The 14,714-nt window shown below is 67.5% G+C and carries 11 protein-coding genes; 5 read left to right on the top strand and 6 right to left on the bottom strand.

Annotated elements, in window-relative coordinates; genetic code table 11:
* Window positions 1–14: 14 nt before the first annotated feature.
* Window positions 15–5,876: an excinuclease ABC subunit UvrA gene (gene uvrA / locus AC1Q6V_RS17565; protein WP_454750246.1), complete on the bottom strand. Its 5,862-nt coding sequence runs from the start codon at window positions 5,874–5,876 to the stop codon at window positions 15–17.
* A 225-nt stretch (window positions 5,877–6,101) separates the two neighbouring features.
* On the opposite strand from uvrA, the gene AC1Q6V_RS17570 reads away from it, so the two are divergent.
* Window positions 6,102–6,380, top strand: coding sequence for a type II toxin-antitoxin system RelE/ParE family toxin (locus AC1Q6V_RS17570; RefSeq protein ID WP_010814558.1), 279 nt, complete (start codon window positions 6,102–6,104; stop codon window positions 6,378–6,380).
* Between the two features lie 11 nt (window positions 6,381–6,391).
* Window positions 6,392–6,727: a HigA family addiction module antitoxin gene (locus tag AC1Q6V_RS17575; RefSeq protein WP_010814559.1), complete on the top strand. Its 336-nt coding sequence runs from the start codon at window positions 6,392–6,394 to the stop codon at window positions 6,725–6,727.
* Window positions 6,728–6,779: 52 nt separating this feature from the next.
* On the opposite strand, the gene AC1Q6V_RS17580 is transcribed toward AC1Q6V_RS17575, so the two are convergent.
* The 3 genes from AC1Q6V_RS17580 to ribA all read right to left on the bottom strand — a co-directional run bounded on the left by AC1Q6V_RS17580 (window position 6,780) and on the right by ribA (window position 9,451).
* Complete coding sequence (locus AC1Q6V_RS17580) at window positions 6,780–8,150, bottom strand: serine hydrolase domain-containing protein (RefSeq protein WP_454750245.1); 1,371 nt, start codon at window positions 8,148–8,150, stop codon at window positions 6,780–6,782.
* A 46-nt stretch (window positions 8,151–8,196) separates the two neighbouring features.
* Window positions 8,197–8,676: a MarR family winged helix-turn-helix transcriptional regulator gene (locus tag AC1Q6V_RS17585; RefSeq protein ID WP_010814561.1), complete on the bottom strand. Its 480-nt coding sequence runs from the start codon at window positions 8,674–8,676 to the stop codon at window positions 8,197–8,199.
* Between the two features lie 178 nt (window positions 8,677–8,854).
* The gene (gene ribA, locus AC1Q6V_RS17590) at window positions 8,855–9,451 is read right to left on the bottom strand and encodes a GTP cyclohydrolase II (RefSeq protein WP_010814562.1); all 597 of its coding nucleotides are present in this window, start codon (window positions 9,449–9,451) and stop codon (window positions 8,855–8,857) included.
* Between the two features lie 268 nt (window positions 9,452–9,719).
* Here ribA and AC1Q6V_RS17595 point away from each other — a divergent pair, with 268 nt between their 5' ends.
* A complete protein-coding gene (locus tag AC1Q6V_RS17595) occupies window positions 9,720–10,250 on the top strand; it encodes a riboflavin biosynthesis protein RibA (protein WP_454750244.1) in 531 nt (176 codons plus the stop codon).
* A gap of 8 nt (window positions 10,251–10,258) precedes the next feature.
* On the opposite strand, the gene AC1Q6V_RS17600 is transcribed toward AC1Q6V_RS17595, so the two are convergent.
* Complete coding sequence (locus AC1Q6V_RS17600; RefSeq protein WP_010814564.1) at window positions 10,259–10,729, bottom strand: Lrp/AsnC family transcriptional regulator; 471 nt, start codon at window positions 10,727–10,729, stop codon at window positions 10,259–10,261.
* Window positions 10,730–10,880: 151 nt separating this feature from the next.
* On the opposite strand from AC1Q6V_RS17600, the gene AC1Q6V_RS17605 reads away from it, so the two are divergent.
* The gene (locus tag AC1Q6V_RS17605) at window positions 10,881–11,222 is read left to right on the top strand and encodes a hypothetical protein (RefSeq protein WP_010814565.1); all 342 of its coding nucleotides are present in this window, start codon (window positions 10,881–10,883) and stop codon (window positions 11,220–11,222) included.
* A gap of 7 nt (window positions 11,223–11,229) precedes the next feature.
* Here AC1Q6V_RS17605 and AC1Q6V_RS17610 read toward each other — a convergent pair whose 3' ends face one another.
* A complete protein-coding gene (locus AC1Q6V_RS17610; RefSeq protein ID WP_010814566.1) occupies window positions 11,230–12,153 on the bottom strand; it encodes a LysR family transcriptional regulator in 924 nt (307 codons plus the stop codon).
* Between the two features lie 130 nt (window positions 12,154–12,283).
* Here AC1Q6V_RS17610 and metE point away from each other — a divergent pair, with 130 nt between their 5' ends.
* Window positions 12,284–14,662, top strand: coding sequence for a 5-methyltetrahydropteroyltriglutamate--homocysteine S-methyltransferase (gene metE, locus AC1Q6V_RS17615; RefSeq protein WP_454750243.1), 2,379 nt, complete (start codon window positions 12,284–12,286; stop codon window positions 14,660–14,662).
* Window positions 14,663–14,714 lie beyond the last annotated feature (52 nt).

Consider the following 14,714-nt stretch of genomic DNA (forward strand, 5'->3'; position numbering starts at 1 on the left):
GCTGCGCCAATCCCTCAGGCGATGCTCACCTTGCCTGCCACGGCATTGCCCCGTGCCAGCACCGGCACCAGCGCTGCACCGGTATGGCTGGCCGCGTTGCGCGACAAGGCCTCCGGATCGGCCGCGCCGACAATGGCGCCCCCGCCCGCACCGCCTTCGGGGCCAAGGTCGATGATCCAGTCGGCCTCGGCAATCACGTCGAGGTCATGCTCGATCACCACCACGCTGTGCCCGCCGTCCGTGAGCCGATGCAGCACGCGGATCAGGCGCGCCACGTCGGCCATATGCAGGCCCACGGTGGGCTCGTCCAGCACGTACAGCGTATGCGGCGCCTTCTGGCCACGTCGCGTGATGTCGTCGCGCACCTTGCTCAGTTCAGTCACCAGCTTGATGCGCTGCGCCTCGCCGCCGGACAGCGTTGGCGACGGCTGGCCCAGCGTCAGGTAGCCCAGGCCCACGTCCTTCATCAGCTGCAGCGGATGGGCGATGTTCGACATGGCCGAGAAGAACTCCACCGCCTCGTCGATCTCCATCGTCAGCACGTCGCCGATATTCTTGCCGCGCCAGGTGACCGCCAGGGTCTCGGGGTTGAAGCGCTGGCCGTGGCAGACATCGCACGGCACCTTCACATCCGGCAGGAAGCTCATGCCGATGGTGCGCACGCCCTGCCCTTCGCATGCCGGGCAACGCCCGTCGCCGGTGTTGAACGAGAAACGCGACGCCGTGTAGCCGCGTGCGCGCGCTTCCAGCGTATCGGCAAAGAGCCGGCGAATGGTGTCCCACACGCCGATATAGGTGGCCGGGCATGAGCGCGGCGTCTTGCCGATCGGGGTCTGGTCCACCTCCAGCACGCGGTCGATCGATTCCCAGCCGGTGACGGCGTCGCAGCCATGCCAGTTGTGCTCGACATTGAGCGGCTTCCTGGCGCTCGACTTGGCTGCCTTGGCCTCATCCTTCGCAGCGTTGCGCGCGCGCCGGGTCGCCGGCGACGACAGCACCGAGCGGCCCACCGCATCGAGCAGGTTGGTCATCAGCACATCGCGCGCCAGCGTGGACTTGCCCGAACCGGACACGCCGGTAATGGCCACCAGCCGCGACAGCGGAATGCGCGCCGTCACCTTGCGCAGGTTATGCAGCGACGCGCCGTGCACGGTCAGCCATTCCGGCGGATCGGCGGGCTTGCCGGCGGCGCCGGGCTTCACCTTGCGCCTGGCCTGCAGCGGATGGATGATCGGGTGCGCCAGGAACTGCCCGGTGGTGGAGTCCGGCGCCGCCGACAGGTCGGCCACGCCGCCCTGTGCCACCAGCGTGCCGCCGCGCTTGCCCGCACCGGGGCCGATATCGATGATGTGGTCGGCACGGCGGATGGTGTCTTCATCATGCTCGACCACCACCAGCGTATTGCCCTTGTCGCCGAGCTTGCGCAGCGCGTCCAGCAGGATCTGGTTGTCGCGCGGATGCAGGCCGATGGTGGGCTCGTCCAGCACGTAGCAGACGCCCTGCAGGTTGCTGCCCAGCTGCGCGGCCAGGCGGATGCGCTGGGCCTCGCCGCCAGACAGGCTGGGCGCGGCACGGTCCAGGCTCAGGTAGCCCAGCCCCACTTCCTCCAGGAACTGCAGGCGGCTGCCGATCTCGCTGATGACATCGCGGGCGATCTCGGCATCGCGCCCCGTGAGGCGCAGGCCATCGACCCAGCCGCGGGTATCGGACACGGTCCACTGCGCTACGTCGACGATTGCATTCTCGTCGAAGGTCACCGCGCGCGCGACCAGGTTCAGGCGCGTGCCGTGGCAATCCGGGCACGGCGTGTCGACCACGCCTTCGGGCTCCTGCTCTTCCGACGGCAGGCTCTGCTCGCGGCCGCGGTTGTCTTCCACCAGCACGGTATCGTCGAACGCCGCGCGCTGCTCACGCGTCAGTGCCAGCCCGGTGCCCACGCAGGTGGTGCACCAGCCGTGCTTGCTGTTGTACGAGAACATGCGCGGGTCCAGCTCAGGGTAGCTGGTGCCGCACACCGGGCAGGCACGCTTGGTCGAGAACACCTTGACCTCGCCCACGTGCGCGGTGCCGCCCTTGTGCATGGCGTGATGCAGGCCGTCCAGCGGCGCCAGCAGGTGCATCACGCCCTTGCCGGCCTCAAGCGTCTGCGCCAGCAGCGCGCGCAGCTCGGCCTCGTTCTCAGGCGAGACCACCAGGTCGCCCACCGGCAGCTCGATGGTGTGCTCGCGGAAGCGGTCCAGCCGCGGCCACGGGTCGACCGGCAGGAATTCGCCATCGACACGCAGGTGAGTATTGCCGCGCGCCTTGGCCCACTTGGCCAGGTCGGTATAGACCCCCTTGCGGTTGACCACCAGCGGCGCCAGCAGCCCCACGTGCTGGCCGCGATGGTCGCGCAGCAGCTGGGCGGCAATCGACTCCGGGCTCTGCGAGGTCACCGGCGCGCCGTCATGCACGCAATGCTGGATGCCCAGCTTGACGTACAGCAGGCGCAGGAAGTGCCAGACCTCGGAGGTGGTCGCCACCGTGCTCTTGCGGCCGCCGCGCGACAGGCGCTGCTCGATCGCCACCGTCGGCGGGATGCCGTAGACCGCATCCACCTCGGGCCGGCCCGCCGGCTGCACGATGGAACGCGCATAGGCATTGAGCGACTCCAGGTAGCGGCGCTGGCCTTCGTGGAACAGGATGTCGAAGGCCAGCGTCGACTTGCCCGATCCGGACACACCGGTGACCACGTTGAACTTGCCGTGCGGAATATCGACGTTGAGCGCCTTCAGGTTGTGCTCATGCGCATTGACGATGCGCACCACGTCCTCGCCCTCGACCTCGCGGCGCGCGCCCCGTGCCTGCAGCGCGGCCTGCAGCGGCACGCCTTCGATCTCGGCGCGCTCGGCGGCCAGCGTGCCGGCCTCGCCGAGCGCCGCGTCATAGTGGATCAGCGCCTGGCCGGTATGCGATTCGGCGCAGCGCTTCACGTCTTCCGGGGTGCCGGTGCAGACCACGCGCCCGCCGGCGTCGCCGCCCTCGGGGCCAAGGTCGATCAGCCAGTCCGCGGCGCGGATCACGTCCAGGTTGTGCTCGATCACGATCAGCGAATGGCCGCCGTCCAGCAGCTTGCCGAAGGCGCGCATCAGCTTGGCGATATCGTCGAAGTGCAGGCCCGTGGTCGGCTCGTCGAACATGAACAGCCGGCGCGGGATGGCGCTGGGCCGGGTCCGCGACGGCGTGGCCTGCACCGCTTCGGCGAGGAAGCCGGCCAGCTTCAGGCGCTGCGCCTCGCCGCCCGACAGCGTCGGCACCGGCTGGCCCAGCTTCATGTATTCCAGGCCGACATCGACGATGGGCTGCAGCACGCGCAGCACCGCGGGGTCGGCGGCAAAGCAGGCGGCCGCTTCGCTGACGGTCAGCTCCAGCACGTCGGCAATGCTCAGCAAGCGCGGCGGCTGGCCGGGGGCGGCACGCTCGATCTTCACTTCCAGCACTTCGGGGCGATAGCGGGTGCCGTCGCAATCCGGGCAGCGCAGGTAGACATCGCTCAGGAACTGCATCTCGACATGCTCGAAGCCCGAGCCGCCGCAGGTCGGGCAACGCCCGTCGCCCGAGTTGAAGCTGAAGGTGCCCGCGGTGTAGCTGCGCTGCAGCGCCATCGGCGCCTTGGCGAAGATCTTGCGGATCTCGTCGAACGCGCCCACGTAGCTGGCCGGGTTGGAACGCGCGGTCTTGCCGATCGGCGACTGGTCGACAAAGACCACATCGTCGACCAGGTCCGCGCCGGTCAGCTGGCGGAACGCGCCCGGCGACTCGGTGGCCTTGCCGAAGTGGCGCGCCATGGCCGGATGCAGCACGTCCTGCAGCAGCGTGGACTTGCCCGAACCCGACACGCCGGTCACGCACACCAGCCGCTGCAGCGGGATCTCGACCGTGACGTCCTGCAGATTGTGCTCGGTGGCGCCTTCCAGCACGATGCGCGGCAGCTTGGCATCCACCGGTCGGCGCTGCCAGTGCGAGGCATCGGCCACGCGGCGGCGCCCGCCCAGGTACTCGCCGGTCAGCGTGCCGGCATTGCGGATGTCCGCCGGCGTGCCGTCGAAGATGATATTGCCGCCGCGCTCGCCGGGGCCCGGGCCCATGTCGATCAGTCGGTCGGCAGCCAGCATCACGGACGGATCGTGCTCAACCACCACCAGCGTGTTGCCCGCATCGCGCAGCCGGTGCATGGCCTCGACAATGCGGTTCAGGTCGCGCGGGTGCAGGCCAATGCTGGGCTCGTCCAGCACGAACAAGGTGTTGACCAGCGAGGTACCCAGCGCCGTGGTCAGGTTGATACGCTGCACCTCGCCGCCGGACAGCGTGCGGCTCTGGCGGTCCAGCGTCAGGTAGCCCAAACCCACGTCGCACAGGTATTTCAGGCGCGTGCGCACCTCGGCCAGCAGCAGCTTGAGGGCATCGTCCAGCATCGCGCTGGGCAGGGTCAGCTCGTCGAAGAAACGGCGGATGCGCTCGATCGGCAGCAGCATCAGGTCATGCACGGTCAGGCCGGGCAAAGCCTCCAGCCGGGTGCGGTCCCAGTCCACCCCGCGCGGCAGGAAGCGGCGCGGCGGCGCCAGCACGGCGTCGGCATTGTCCTTCGAGCCCAGGCGCCACAGCAGCGACTCGGTCTTCAGGCGTGCGCCGCCGCAGGTTTCGCACGGCGTGTAGCTGCGGTACTTCGACAGCAGCACGCGGATGTGCATCTTGTACGCCTTCGACTCCAGGTAGTTGAAGAACCGCATCACGCCGTACCAGTGCTTGTTCCACTGGCCGGTCCAGTCCGGCGAGCCATGGATGACCCAGTGGCGCTCGGCCTCGGTCATCTCCGCCCAGGGGGTGTCGCGCGGAATGCCGGCCTTGCCCGCGTAGCGCATCAGGTCGTCCTGGCACTCCTTCCAGGCCGGGGTCTGCATCGGCTTGATCGCGCCCCCGCGCAGCGTCTTGCGCGCGTCGGGGATCACCAGGCCAAGATCGACACCGATCACGCGGCCGAAGCCGCGGCAGGTCTCGCACGCGCCGTAGGCGGAGTTGAACGAGAACAGCGCCGGCTGCGGGTCCGCATAGCGCAGGTCGCTGTCGGGGCTGTGCAGGCCGGTGGAAAAGCGCCATACGGGGCCCTCGTCGCCGTCAGCCAGCACATAGATGTTGACGCGGCCGCCGCCGCGCTTGAGCGAAGCTTCGATCGCCTCCACCACGCGCACCTTCTCCGCATTGCCGATGCGGAAGCGGTCCGCCACCACATCGAGCAGCTTGCGTGCGCCGGTGGGCGACTGCACCACGCGCTGCGCCTGCACGCGCGTATAGCCGCTGACCGACAGCCACTGCTGGACCTCTTCGTCGGTGGCGGACTCGGGCAGTTCGACCGGGAAGGTCACCACGAGGCGCGCGTCGTGATGCGGCTGGCCCTCGGCCGTGCGCGCCAGCAGCTCGGCGTAGATGGTTTCGGGCGAGTCATGGCGCACCGGCAGCGCGGTCTGCTTGTCGAACAGCTCCGCCGCGCGCGCATAGAGCAGCTTCAGGTGGTCATTCAGCTCCGTCATCGTGCCCACCGTCGAACGCGAGCTGCGCACCGGGTTGGTCTGGTCGATGGCGATGGCGGGCGGCACCCTGTCCACGCGCTCCACCTGGGGCCGGTCCATCCGGTCCAGGAACTGGCGGGCGTAGGCGCTGAAGGTCTCGACGTAGCGGCGCTGGCCTTCGGCATAGAGCGTGTCGAACACCAGGCTGGACTTGCCCGAGCCGGACGGCCCGGTCACCACGGTCATCTCGCCGGGGCGCAGGTCGAGATCGACATTCTTGAGGTTGTGCTGGCGGGCGCCGCGAATGCGGATTAGCTGCTTGCTCGACACGATTTCTCTTTTCGAATCAGGACGTTAAGGAGGAGACCGGGGACGGTCCGACCACTGTACATCCATACAGTCTATCAGGTTGGAAAAGAATTGGTATCGATCACGTCGCACGGAATCAGACAAGTGACGGTGCGGTGCGAGAGGCGAGCGGCTTTCATGACCGTTCGCGCCAGGCCAAAGCCTGACTTTCGCTGCATTGCTATTTATCGATTACCGATATACGATATGATTCAGTCATTCAGATGTTCCGACACCGCTGAACTGTTCGCGGGCCGCTGTGTACCGCGCTTCGGCAATATCCGCGCCGTGGCCGAACGCAAGCTGCGGCTGCTGCAGAGAGCGTCGACGCTGGAGTTCCTGCGCTCCCCGCCGGGCAATCGCCTGCAGTTGCTGACCGGCGACCGCAAAGGCCGCTACAGCATCCGCATCAACGAGCAATGGCGAATCTGCTTCATCTGGACCCACGACGGCCCCGCGGTCGTTGAGATCATCGACTACCACTGAGGAAGACAGACATGGTTCGCTTCAAGGACGGCATGCGTCCCATCCACCCGGGCGAAATCCTGCGCGAGGATTTCCTGGTACCGCTCAACATGAGCGCCAACGCCCTGGCCCTCGCGCTGCGCGTGACCGCGGCGCGCATCAACGACATCGTCCGCGAGCAACGTGGCATCACGCCGGACACCGCCCTGCGCCTGGCGCGCTATTTTGGCGGCGATGCGCAGTCGTGGCTGAACCTGCAGCTGGACTATGACCTGAAGGTCGCGCAGCGCGACCACGGCGAGCGCATCATGGCGGAAGTGGCGCCGCGCGATGCCGCGGCGGCCGGTCAACCGGCCGCTGAAAAGTAGAAAACGGTATTGCCGGGGCGGCGCTGCCCACGCCGCCCCGGGGGCCATCTCCCTATCGCATCAGCGTTTCCGCCAGCGCCCGGAAAGCACGGAACGTGATCGGATTGTTGGCCGCGTTGCCGGCCACGGGGTGCGACGCGTATCGCACGATGGTCAGCTCGGCCTTGGGGTCGATATAGATGCGCTGGCCATGGATGCCGGCGGCCTGGAACATGCCGTGGCTGTCGTGCGAGACCCACCACATGTCGCGATAGCTCCAGCCCGGCAGCACCGGCGCGCTGGCCGACCTGGCAAACTGGTCCCGGTCGCCGCCGCTGCGGATATCCGCCACGACCGAGGCCGGAATGATCTGCTTGCCATTGAAGCGCCCGTTGCCGCGGATGGTCTCGCCAAAGCGCGCAAGGTCGCGCAGCGTGGTGTTCAGCCCGCCGCCGCCCGACTCCGTGCCGATGCTGTCCACGGTGAAGTACGCATCCTGCTCCGCGCCCATCGGTTGCCAGATCCGCTCCGAGAGCAGCTTGGCCAGCGACTGGCCCGAGGCCCTGCGCACGATCCACGCCAGCACCTCGGCATTGACCGTCTTGTAGGCAAACACCGCATTGTGGTCGCCTTCCTTCTGCAGGGTCTTCAGGAAGTCGTAGAACGTCCCCGGGCCGCTGTAGCCCGCCGGGCGGGCCAGCATGCCGCCCGCACGCGCGTAGTCCCACACCTCTGCCTTGGGATTGGCATAGTCCTCGGAGTAGCGCACGCCGATGGTCATGTCCATGACCTGCCGCACCGTGGCGTCACCGTAGGCCGTGCCAGCCAGTTCGGGCAGGTAGCGCGTCACCGATGCCGCCGGGTCGAGCTTGCCGTCGGCCGCGAGCATCGCGGCCAGCGTGCCGACAAATGACTTCGTGACCGACATGGCGATATGGGGCGTGTGCCCGTCGAGCGCGCCGAAATAGCGCTCATAGATGACCTTGCCCTTGTGCATCACCAGGATGCCGTCGGTGTAGGTCAGCGCCAGCATCTCGTCGAAGGTGCGGCGGGTGCCGTCCGCATCGGTGAACTGCACCGAGCCGACATCCCGTTCCGCACGCGGCAGCGCGCTGGCCGGGCCGGCGCCGCGCCAGACGGACGCGGTCGGCACCAGTTCTCGGATATGCGAGAACAGCCAGCGATTGCGCGGAAACCTGTCGGCGCCCGGCGTATGCGTGATCAGCTTGTTCGGCGGCGGCGGGAAGCCCTGCATCCAGCCCAGGCGGTTCGGGTCGCTGTCCAGCGCTGCGACCAGGGTCGGCGCCGCGGCTGCCGGGGCGGCCACACTCCCGGCAGCGCTGCCGGCGCTCTGGCTCCAGGCCGGCAGGCTGGCCGCGCACAGCGCCATGCATGCCAGGCGGCGCCAGGGGCGCGAGGATTCCGGATAGGTCTTCAACGACATGCTGTCTCCTTGCTTTGTTTTGTTTGAGGGATTGCCGCGCGCGGGGCTAGCCAGCCTGCGCATCCGCGCCCTGCTGGTGCTCGATCAAGGCCGCGGTCAGCTTGTCGATGCAGCGGTCCAGCGTCTGCACTTCCGCTTCCGTCAGCACCGAGAGGAACATCTTCTCCAGCATGTCGCCGCGCTGGTACGTCCGTGCGACCAGTGCTTCGCCCGCCGCGGTCAGGTAAAGGTTCAGCTGCCTGGCGTCGGCCTCGCCGACTTCACGGCGCAGCAGGCCCCGCTTTGCCAGCGCGGTGACCAGCTTGGAAGTCACCGTTTTCTCCAGCAACACCAGTTCGATCAGGCGCGTCAGCGTCAGGCCCGGCTCCAGCCCGGCAAAACGCAGCACACGCAACTCCCGCAGGCCGATGCCGAACTCGCGCTCGTAAAAGCCGGAGGCGGAACTCTTGGTCATTTCGCAAAGGCGGTTCAGGCGAAACGACATGAATTCCAGGATGGAATCGGTGGTGCTGGCAGTGTTGGACATGGGAACGGGTGATCAGGCGGCCGATAGATTCTATGGGCAATAGTTTCCATGAGCAACTAACCAAGGGTAAGTACGGTTCTTCGCGCGATCGCCGGGCAAAAGAAAAGGCCCGCCCCAGGATTCCTGGCAGCGGGCCGGTCCAGGCAGCGCGGCGGCTGCCTGCAGCGCTCAAGCGCGATCAGTCGAGCAGGTGCCCCATGCGCGTGCGCTTCGTAGCCAGGTACTTCTCGTTCTCGGCGTTGGACGGCACGATGTGGCGCAACTGCTCGGTAACCGTGATGCCGGCCTTCTCGAGCGCTGCGGCCTTGAGCGGATTGTTGCTCATCAGGCGCACGGACTTGACGCCCCACTGGTGCAGCAGGTCGGCGGCGAAGGCGTAGTTGCGTGCGTCGATCGCCTGGCCCAGGGCCAGGTTGGCGTCGACCGTGTCGAGCCCGCCGTCTTGCAGGCGGTAGGCGCGGATCTTCTCGGCCAGGCCAATGCCGCGGCCTTCATGCCCGCGCAGGTACAGCAGGATGCCGCGGCCTTCGGCGGCAATCTTTTCCATGGCGAGCTCGAGCTGCGGACCGCAGTCGCACCGGCAGGAACCGAAGACGTCGCCGGTCAGGCATTCGGAATGCATGCGGATCAGGACGCCATCGCCCGTCACATCGCCCACGCTGAGGGCCAGGTGTTCGATGCCTGAATCGGCGCCCTTGAAGGCGTGCGCCGTAAAGTCGCCGAATCGCGTCGGCAGGCGCGCCGAGTCGATCAGCTCAATTTCTGTGTCATTCATACCGGAATTCTTGGTCAAAAGGCGGGGGCGCGGCCCGGCACCGCCGACATTATGAGCGGAATTGCACCTTCGCGCTCGGATTCCCCGCCGAGGCGGGGCGGGACGGCCGTCGGCGAAGTCCTACAGCAGTACGCGCAATCCCCTTATGCAGCCGCTTCAAGCGGGTCGGTAGACTCGGTTTACAGGACATCGCCGGAGCCGTTTCAGGCGACAAAAAGCGCAGTGCACATCACCTGACGGCGGCCCTCGGCCCCAGCAGGAGCAGGCCATGACCGGTAATCCCTTGAACGCTGAGCAAGCCAGTACCAAGATCGCAGCACTGTTCGATACCAGGTCGGCAGCCAAAGACGCCGCCGAACGGGTCTGCCATGAGGCCCATCTCCGGCGCGGGCAGGTGCGGCTGGTGCATCCATACGAAGCGCACTTCGGCCGCAAGCTGGAGCCCGAGAACGATGCCATCGCGCGCACCGCGGTGCGCTCGCACCTGATGATGGGTACGCTGGGCGCGGTGGTCGGGCTGGCCATTGTCGGCATCCTGCACCGGCAGGGAGTCGAGGCCGTCATGGACAGCCCGGGATTCGCAATCGGGGCGGCCCTCTTCCTGGGCATGGTGTTCGGCATGCTGTTGGCGGGGCTGGTGACCGCACGACCGGACCATCAACTGGTAATAACGCCGGTGCGTGAGGCCGTGCAGCATGGCCGCTGGGCGCTACTGGTACACCCGACCACGCCGCAGCAATGCAACGAGGCTATGCGCGCGCTGCGCAATACCACCGCCGAGGTGCTCAGGACAGCCTGACAAGCTGCTCAGGGCTCGACCGAAGGCTCGCGCTTGAGCGTGCGCAGCACAAAGGTCGAGCGGCTGTGGCGCAGGCCAGGCAGCTTGTATAGCTTGTGCCGCAGGAACTCCTCATAACCCAGGGTCCCCGCCACGGCGACCTTGATCAGGTAGTCATATTCGCCCGTCAGCAAGTGGGCCTCCATCACCTCAGGCAATTCCGCCAGGGCCTTGCCGAAGCGGTACAGCATGTCGTCGTCGTGCCGCTCCAGCGTGACCTCGATCAGCACGGTATCCGGCAATCCCAGCGCCTTCTGGTTCAGCAGCGCGGCGTAGCCTTCGATCACCCCGCTTTCTTCCAGCGCGCGCACACGGTTCCAGCAGGGCGTGGCCGACAAGCCGACTTGCTCGGCCAGCCGCGCATTGGACAGGCGGCCATCGCGCCGCAGTTCACGCAGGATGCGCCGGTCGGTGTCGTCGAGTTTGGGCGGCTGTGCCATCGCAATACCCACAAGAAAAGAAACATCCTTAGATTCTGCCATGAATGGATGTTTATTCTCCACTAGAAGCCATATCGAAGAAAATTTAGAAGCCAATTTTGCGTAACGGCTGGTAAATTTACCTTATCGAACGACCTGCCGGAAACAACACATGCCAGCCACCACCCTCCCCACCTTGCACCTCTCGCTGCGACTCGAAACCGCCGACCTGTTCGGCGCCATGGAATGGGTGCTGGCCAATGCGCGCCGTACCGGCCTGGCGCCCGCGCAACTCAGCTTCGACGCGGCCCGGCAGGCCGTGCTGCATGCCACCCTGACGGCGCAGGATGCCGGCCAGCTGTGGCTGTTCCTGCGCCGCCTCGACAATGGTTTCGACGTGGAACTGCTGTTTGCCGACGTGGATGACCCCGACAGCGACGCCGTGGCCGAGCCGGCACCGCGCGCCGCCATGCGCCGCACCAACAGTGAGCCGGCCCTGGCCCTGCCCGCGTGAACCGCGCCTAAGCAGCCTGCGGCAGCAGTTCGATCCCATCGAGCTGCGCCGCGCACGTATCGCGCACGATCGAGACAAAGTCCGCCACGTAGGGCCTGCGCGCCATCGCCGCCGGCACCGTGGCATAGAGCTCGCTCCACAAGCCTCTGGCACCGATGCGCTTGGCCAGCACGTAGTCGTGGTCGACGTAGTTCTTCACCCCCCAGTTGGGCAGCGCCGCCACGCCGCGGCGGCTGGCTACCAGCTGCAGCACCGCCACCGTCAGTTCCGCCGTGCGCCGTTCCAGGTGGATGCCCGCAGGCTCCAGCACCTCGCGGATCAGGTCGATGCGCTGCTCGGGCACCGGATAGGTAATCAGCGTTTCGCCGGCCAGGTCTCCGGCTTCGATGCGGCGCTTGTTGCGCAGCCGGTGTTCATTGGCGATGACCGCCAGGATCTCGAAGCGGAACAGCGGCGCCACCTCCAGCCCGCGTCGGGCCGCCGGCTGCGAGCCTATCACCATGTCGGCGCGGCCGTCGCTGAGCAGCGCGATCGGGTCGGCGTGGAAGCCCGCCACCAGATCCACCTCCACTTCCGGCCAGCGGCGGCGGAACTCGTCCATCACGGGCATCAGCCAGTCGAAGCAGGTATGGCATTCCAGCACCACGCGCAGCTCGCCACGGGTGTCGCCCTTGAGCCGTTCGATATCGCGGTCGGCGGCGCTGACCGCGGCCAGCACCTCGCGCGCCAGCGCCAGCAGGCGTTCGCCCGCCGGCGTGAAGCGCAGCCCCTGGCGCGTGCGGTCGAACAGCGGCAGGCCGTAGTGCGATTCGATCGCCTTGATCTGGTGCGACAGCGCTGACTGGCTGACATGCACGCGCTCGGCCGCGGTGGCCAGCTTGCCGGACTCGGCAATCGCCACCAGCGAGCGCAAATGGCGGACTTCGATCATGCGGCGCCCCCAACCTGTTGCCCGTCTGTCTTGATATGAAACTCATTCATATGTTGTTTAAAACTTGTCGCTTGATTCATTTTACGGGCAAACCGACACTGTGCGCCAGACATCTTCCGGAGCAACCTCCATGGCACGCACCCATATCCTCGGCTTTCCCCGCATCGGCGAACGCCGCGAACTGAAATTTGCGCAAGAAGCGTTCTGGCGCGGCGATCGCACCGAAGCCGAGCTGCGCGACGTGGCCGCGCAACTGCGCCGCCGCCACTGGCAGCTGCAGGCCGACCACGGCCTGGACACGGTGGCCACCGGCGACTTTGCGTACTACGACCAGATGCTGAGCCTGACCGCGCTGCTGGGCGCGCTGCCGCGCCGCTTCGGCTTCGATCCGGCCCGGCTCACGCTGACGCAGTACTTCGAGCTGGCACGCGGCAACCGCGAGCAGCCGGCCATGGAAATGACCAAGTGGTTCGACACCAACTACCACTACCTGGTCCCTGAGCTGGACGCCGAGACCACTTTCGGCGGCGGCCCGGCCTGGTTCTTCGAGGAAGCCGATGAGGCGCTGGCGCTTGGCCTGCGCGCCCGCCCGGTGCTGATCGGGCCGGTCACCTACCTGTGGCTGTCCAAGAGCCATGTGGCGGGCTTCGACCGCCTGACCCTGCTGCCGCAACTGCTGCAGGGCTATCGCCGCATCCTCGACCAGCTCAAGGCGCGCGGCATCGAATGGGTGCAGATCGACGAGCCGGCCTTGTGCCTGGACCTGGAGCCGGCCTGGCTCGACGCATTCGACACCGCCTATGCTGCCTTGCGCGAAGCCGGCCCCAAGTTGCTGCTGGCCACCTATTTCGACACCGCCGCCGACCATGCGCAGCGCGCCGCCGCCCTGCCGGTCGACGGCTTCCATATCGACCTGGTGCGGGCGCCGGAACAACTGGCCGCATGGCAGGCCGCGCTGCCCGCGCACGCCGTGCTGTCGCTGGGCGTGATCGACGGCCGCAATATCTGGCGCACCGACCTGCGCCGAGTCCTGGACACGCTGCGCCCGGTGCAGGCCGCGCTGGGCGAGCGCCTGTGGCTGGCACCGTCGTGCTCGCTGCTGCATGTGCCGGTGTCGCTCGCGCATGAAGTGCGTCTCGATGTCGAGCTGAAGTCGTGGCTCGCCTTTGCCACCGAAAAGCTCGACGAGCTGTCCGTGCTGGGCCGCGCGTTGAATCAAGGCGACGCCGTGGTCGCCGAAGCGCTGGCAGCATCCGACGCCGCGCAGGCCTCGCGCCGCGCCTCGCGCCGGGTGGTCAACCCGCGGGTGCAGCAGCGGCTGGCAGCCGTGAGCGCCGGCATGGCCGACCGCGCCAGCCCCTTTGCCGAGCGCATCGAGCGCCAGCGCCAGGCGCTGCAGCTGCCGCTGTTGCCGACCACCACGATCGGCTCGTTCCCTCAGACCGCAGCCATCCGCCAGACCCGCGCCGCGTTCAAGCGTGGCGAGATCGGCGCGCTCGAATACCTGGAGCGCATCCGTGCCGAGATCGCGGTGGCCGTGCGCAAGCAGGAAGCACTGGGCCTGGACGTGCTGGTGCACGGCGAAGCCGAGCGCAACGACATGGTCGAGTACTTCGGCGAGCAGCTGTGCGGCTACGGCTTTACCGAGAACGGCTGGGTGCAGAGCTATGGCTCGCGCTGCGTCAAGCCGCCGGTGATCTACGGCGACGTGTACCGGCCCGAGCCGATGACGGTCGATACCGCCCGCTACGCGCAATCGCTGACCGAGCGGCCGATGAAGGGCATGCTCACCGGCCCCATCACCATGCTGCAGTGGTCCTTCGTGCGCGACGACCAGCCGCGTGCCACCACCGCGCGCCAGCTGGCCCTGGCCATCCGCGACGAAGTGTGCGACCTGGAGCAGGCCGGCATCCGCGTGATCCAGATCGACGAGCCCGCGCTGCGCGAAGGCCTGCCGCTGCGCCGTGCCGACTGGGATGCCTACCTGGACTGGGCCGTCACTGCCTTCCGCCTGTCGGCCAGCGGCGTGCAGGACCAGACCCAGATCCACACGCATATGTGCTATGCCGAGTTCAACGATATCCTGCCCGCCATCGCGGCCATGGACGCGGACGTGATCACCATCGAGACCTCGCGCTCGGCGATGGAACTGCTGGAAGGCTTCGGCGACTTCGACTACCCGAACGAGATCGGGCCGGGTGTCTACGACATCCACTCGCCGCGCGTGCCGTCGGTGCAGGCCATGGAGCGGCTGCTCGACCGCGCCTGCGAGGTGGTGCCGCCGCAGCGGCTGTGGGTCAACCCGGACTGCGGCCTGAAGACGCGCGGCTGGGAAGAGACCGAAGCAGCGCTGGCCAATATGGTCAGCGCGGCCCGCGCGCTGCGCGCGCGGCTGTCGGCGCGGGGCGCAACGACCTGGAAGCGCCTCAGCAAGCCTGCAGCCGCCACCGCCGCGGCAGTGCCCCACGCCGGCAACGCCTGCACGGCCTGCGCCACGCACGCGAACTGAGACGGCGTAGCGCCAATTGCGCTGGCAGGAAAAGACAAAGGCCGCATGCCCC

The organism is Cupriavidus sp. GW823-FHT07B10 (genome assembly GCF_058794355.1).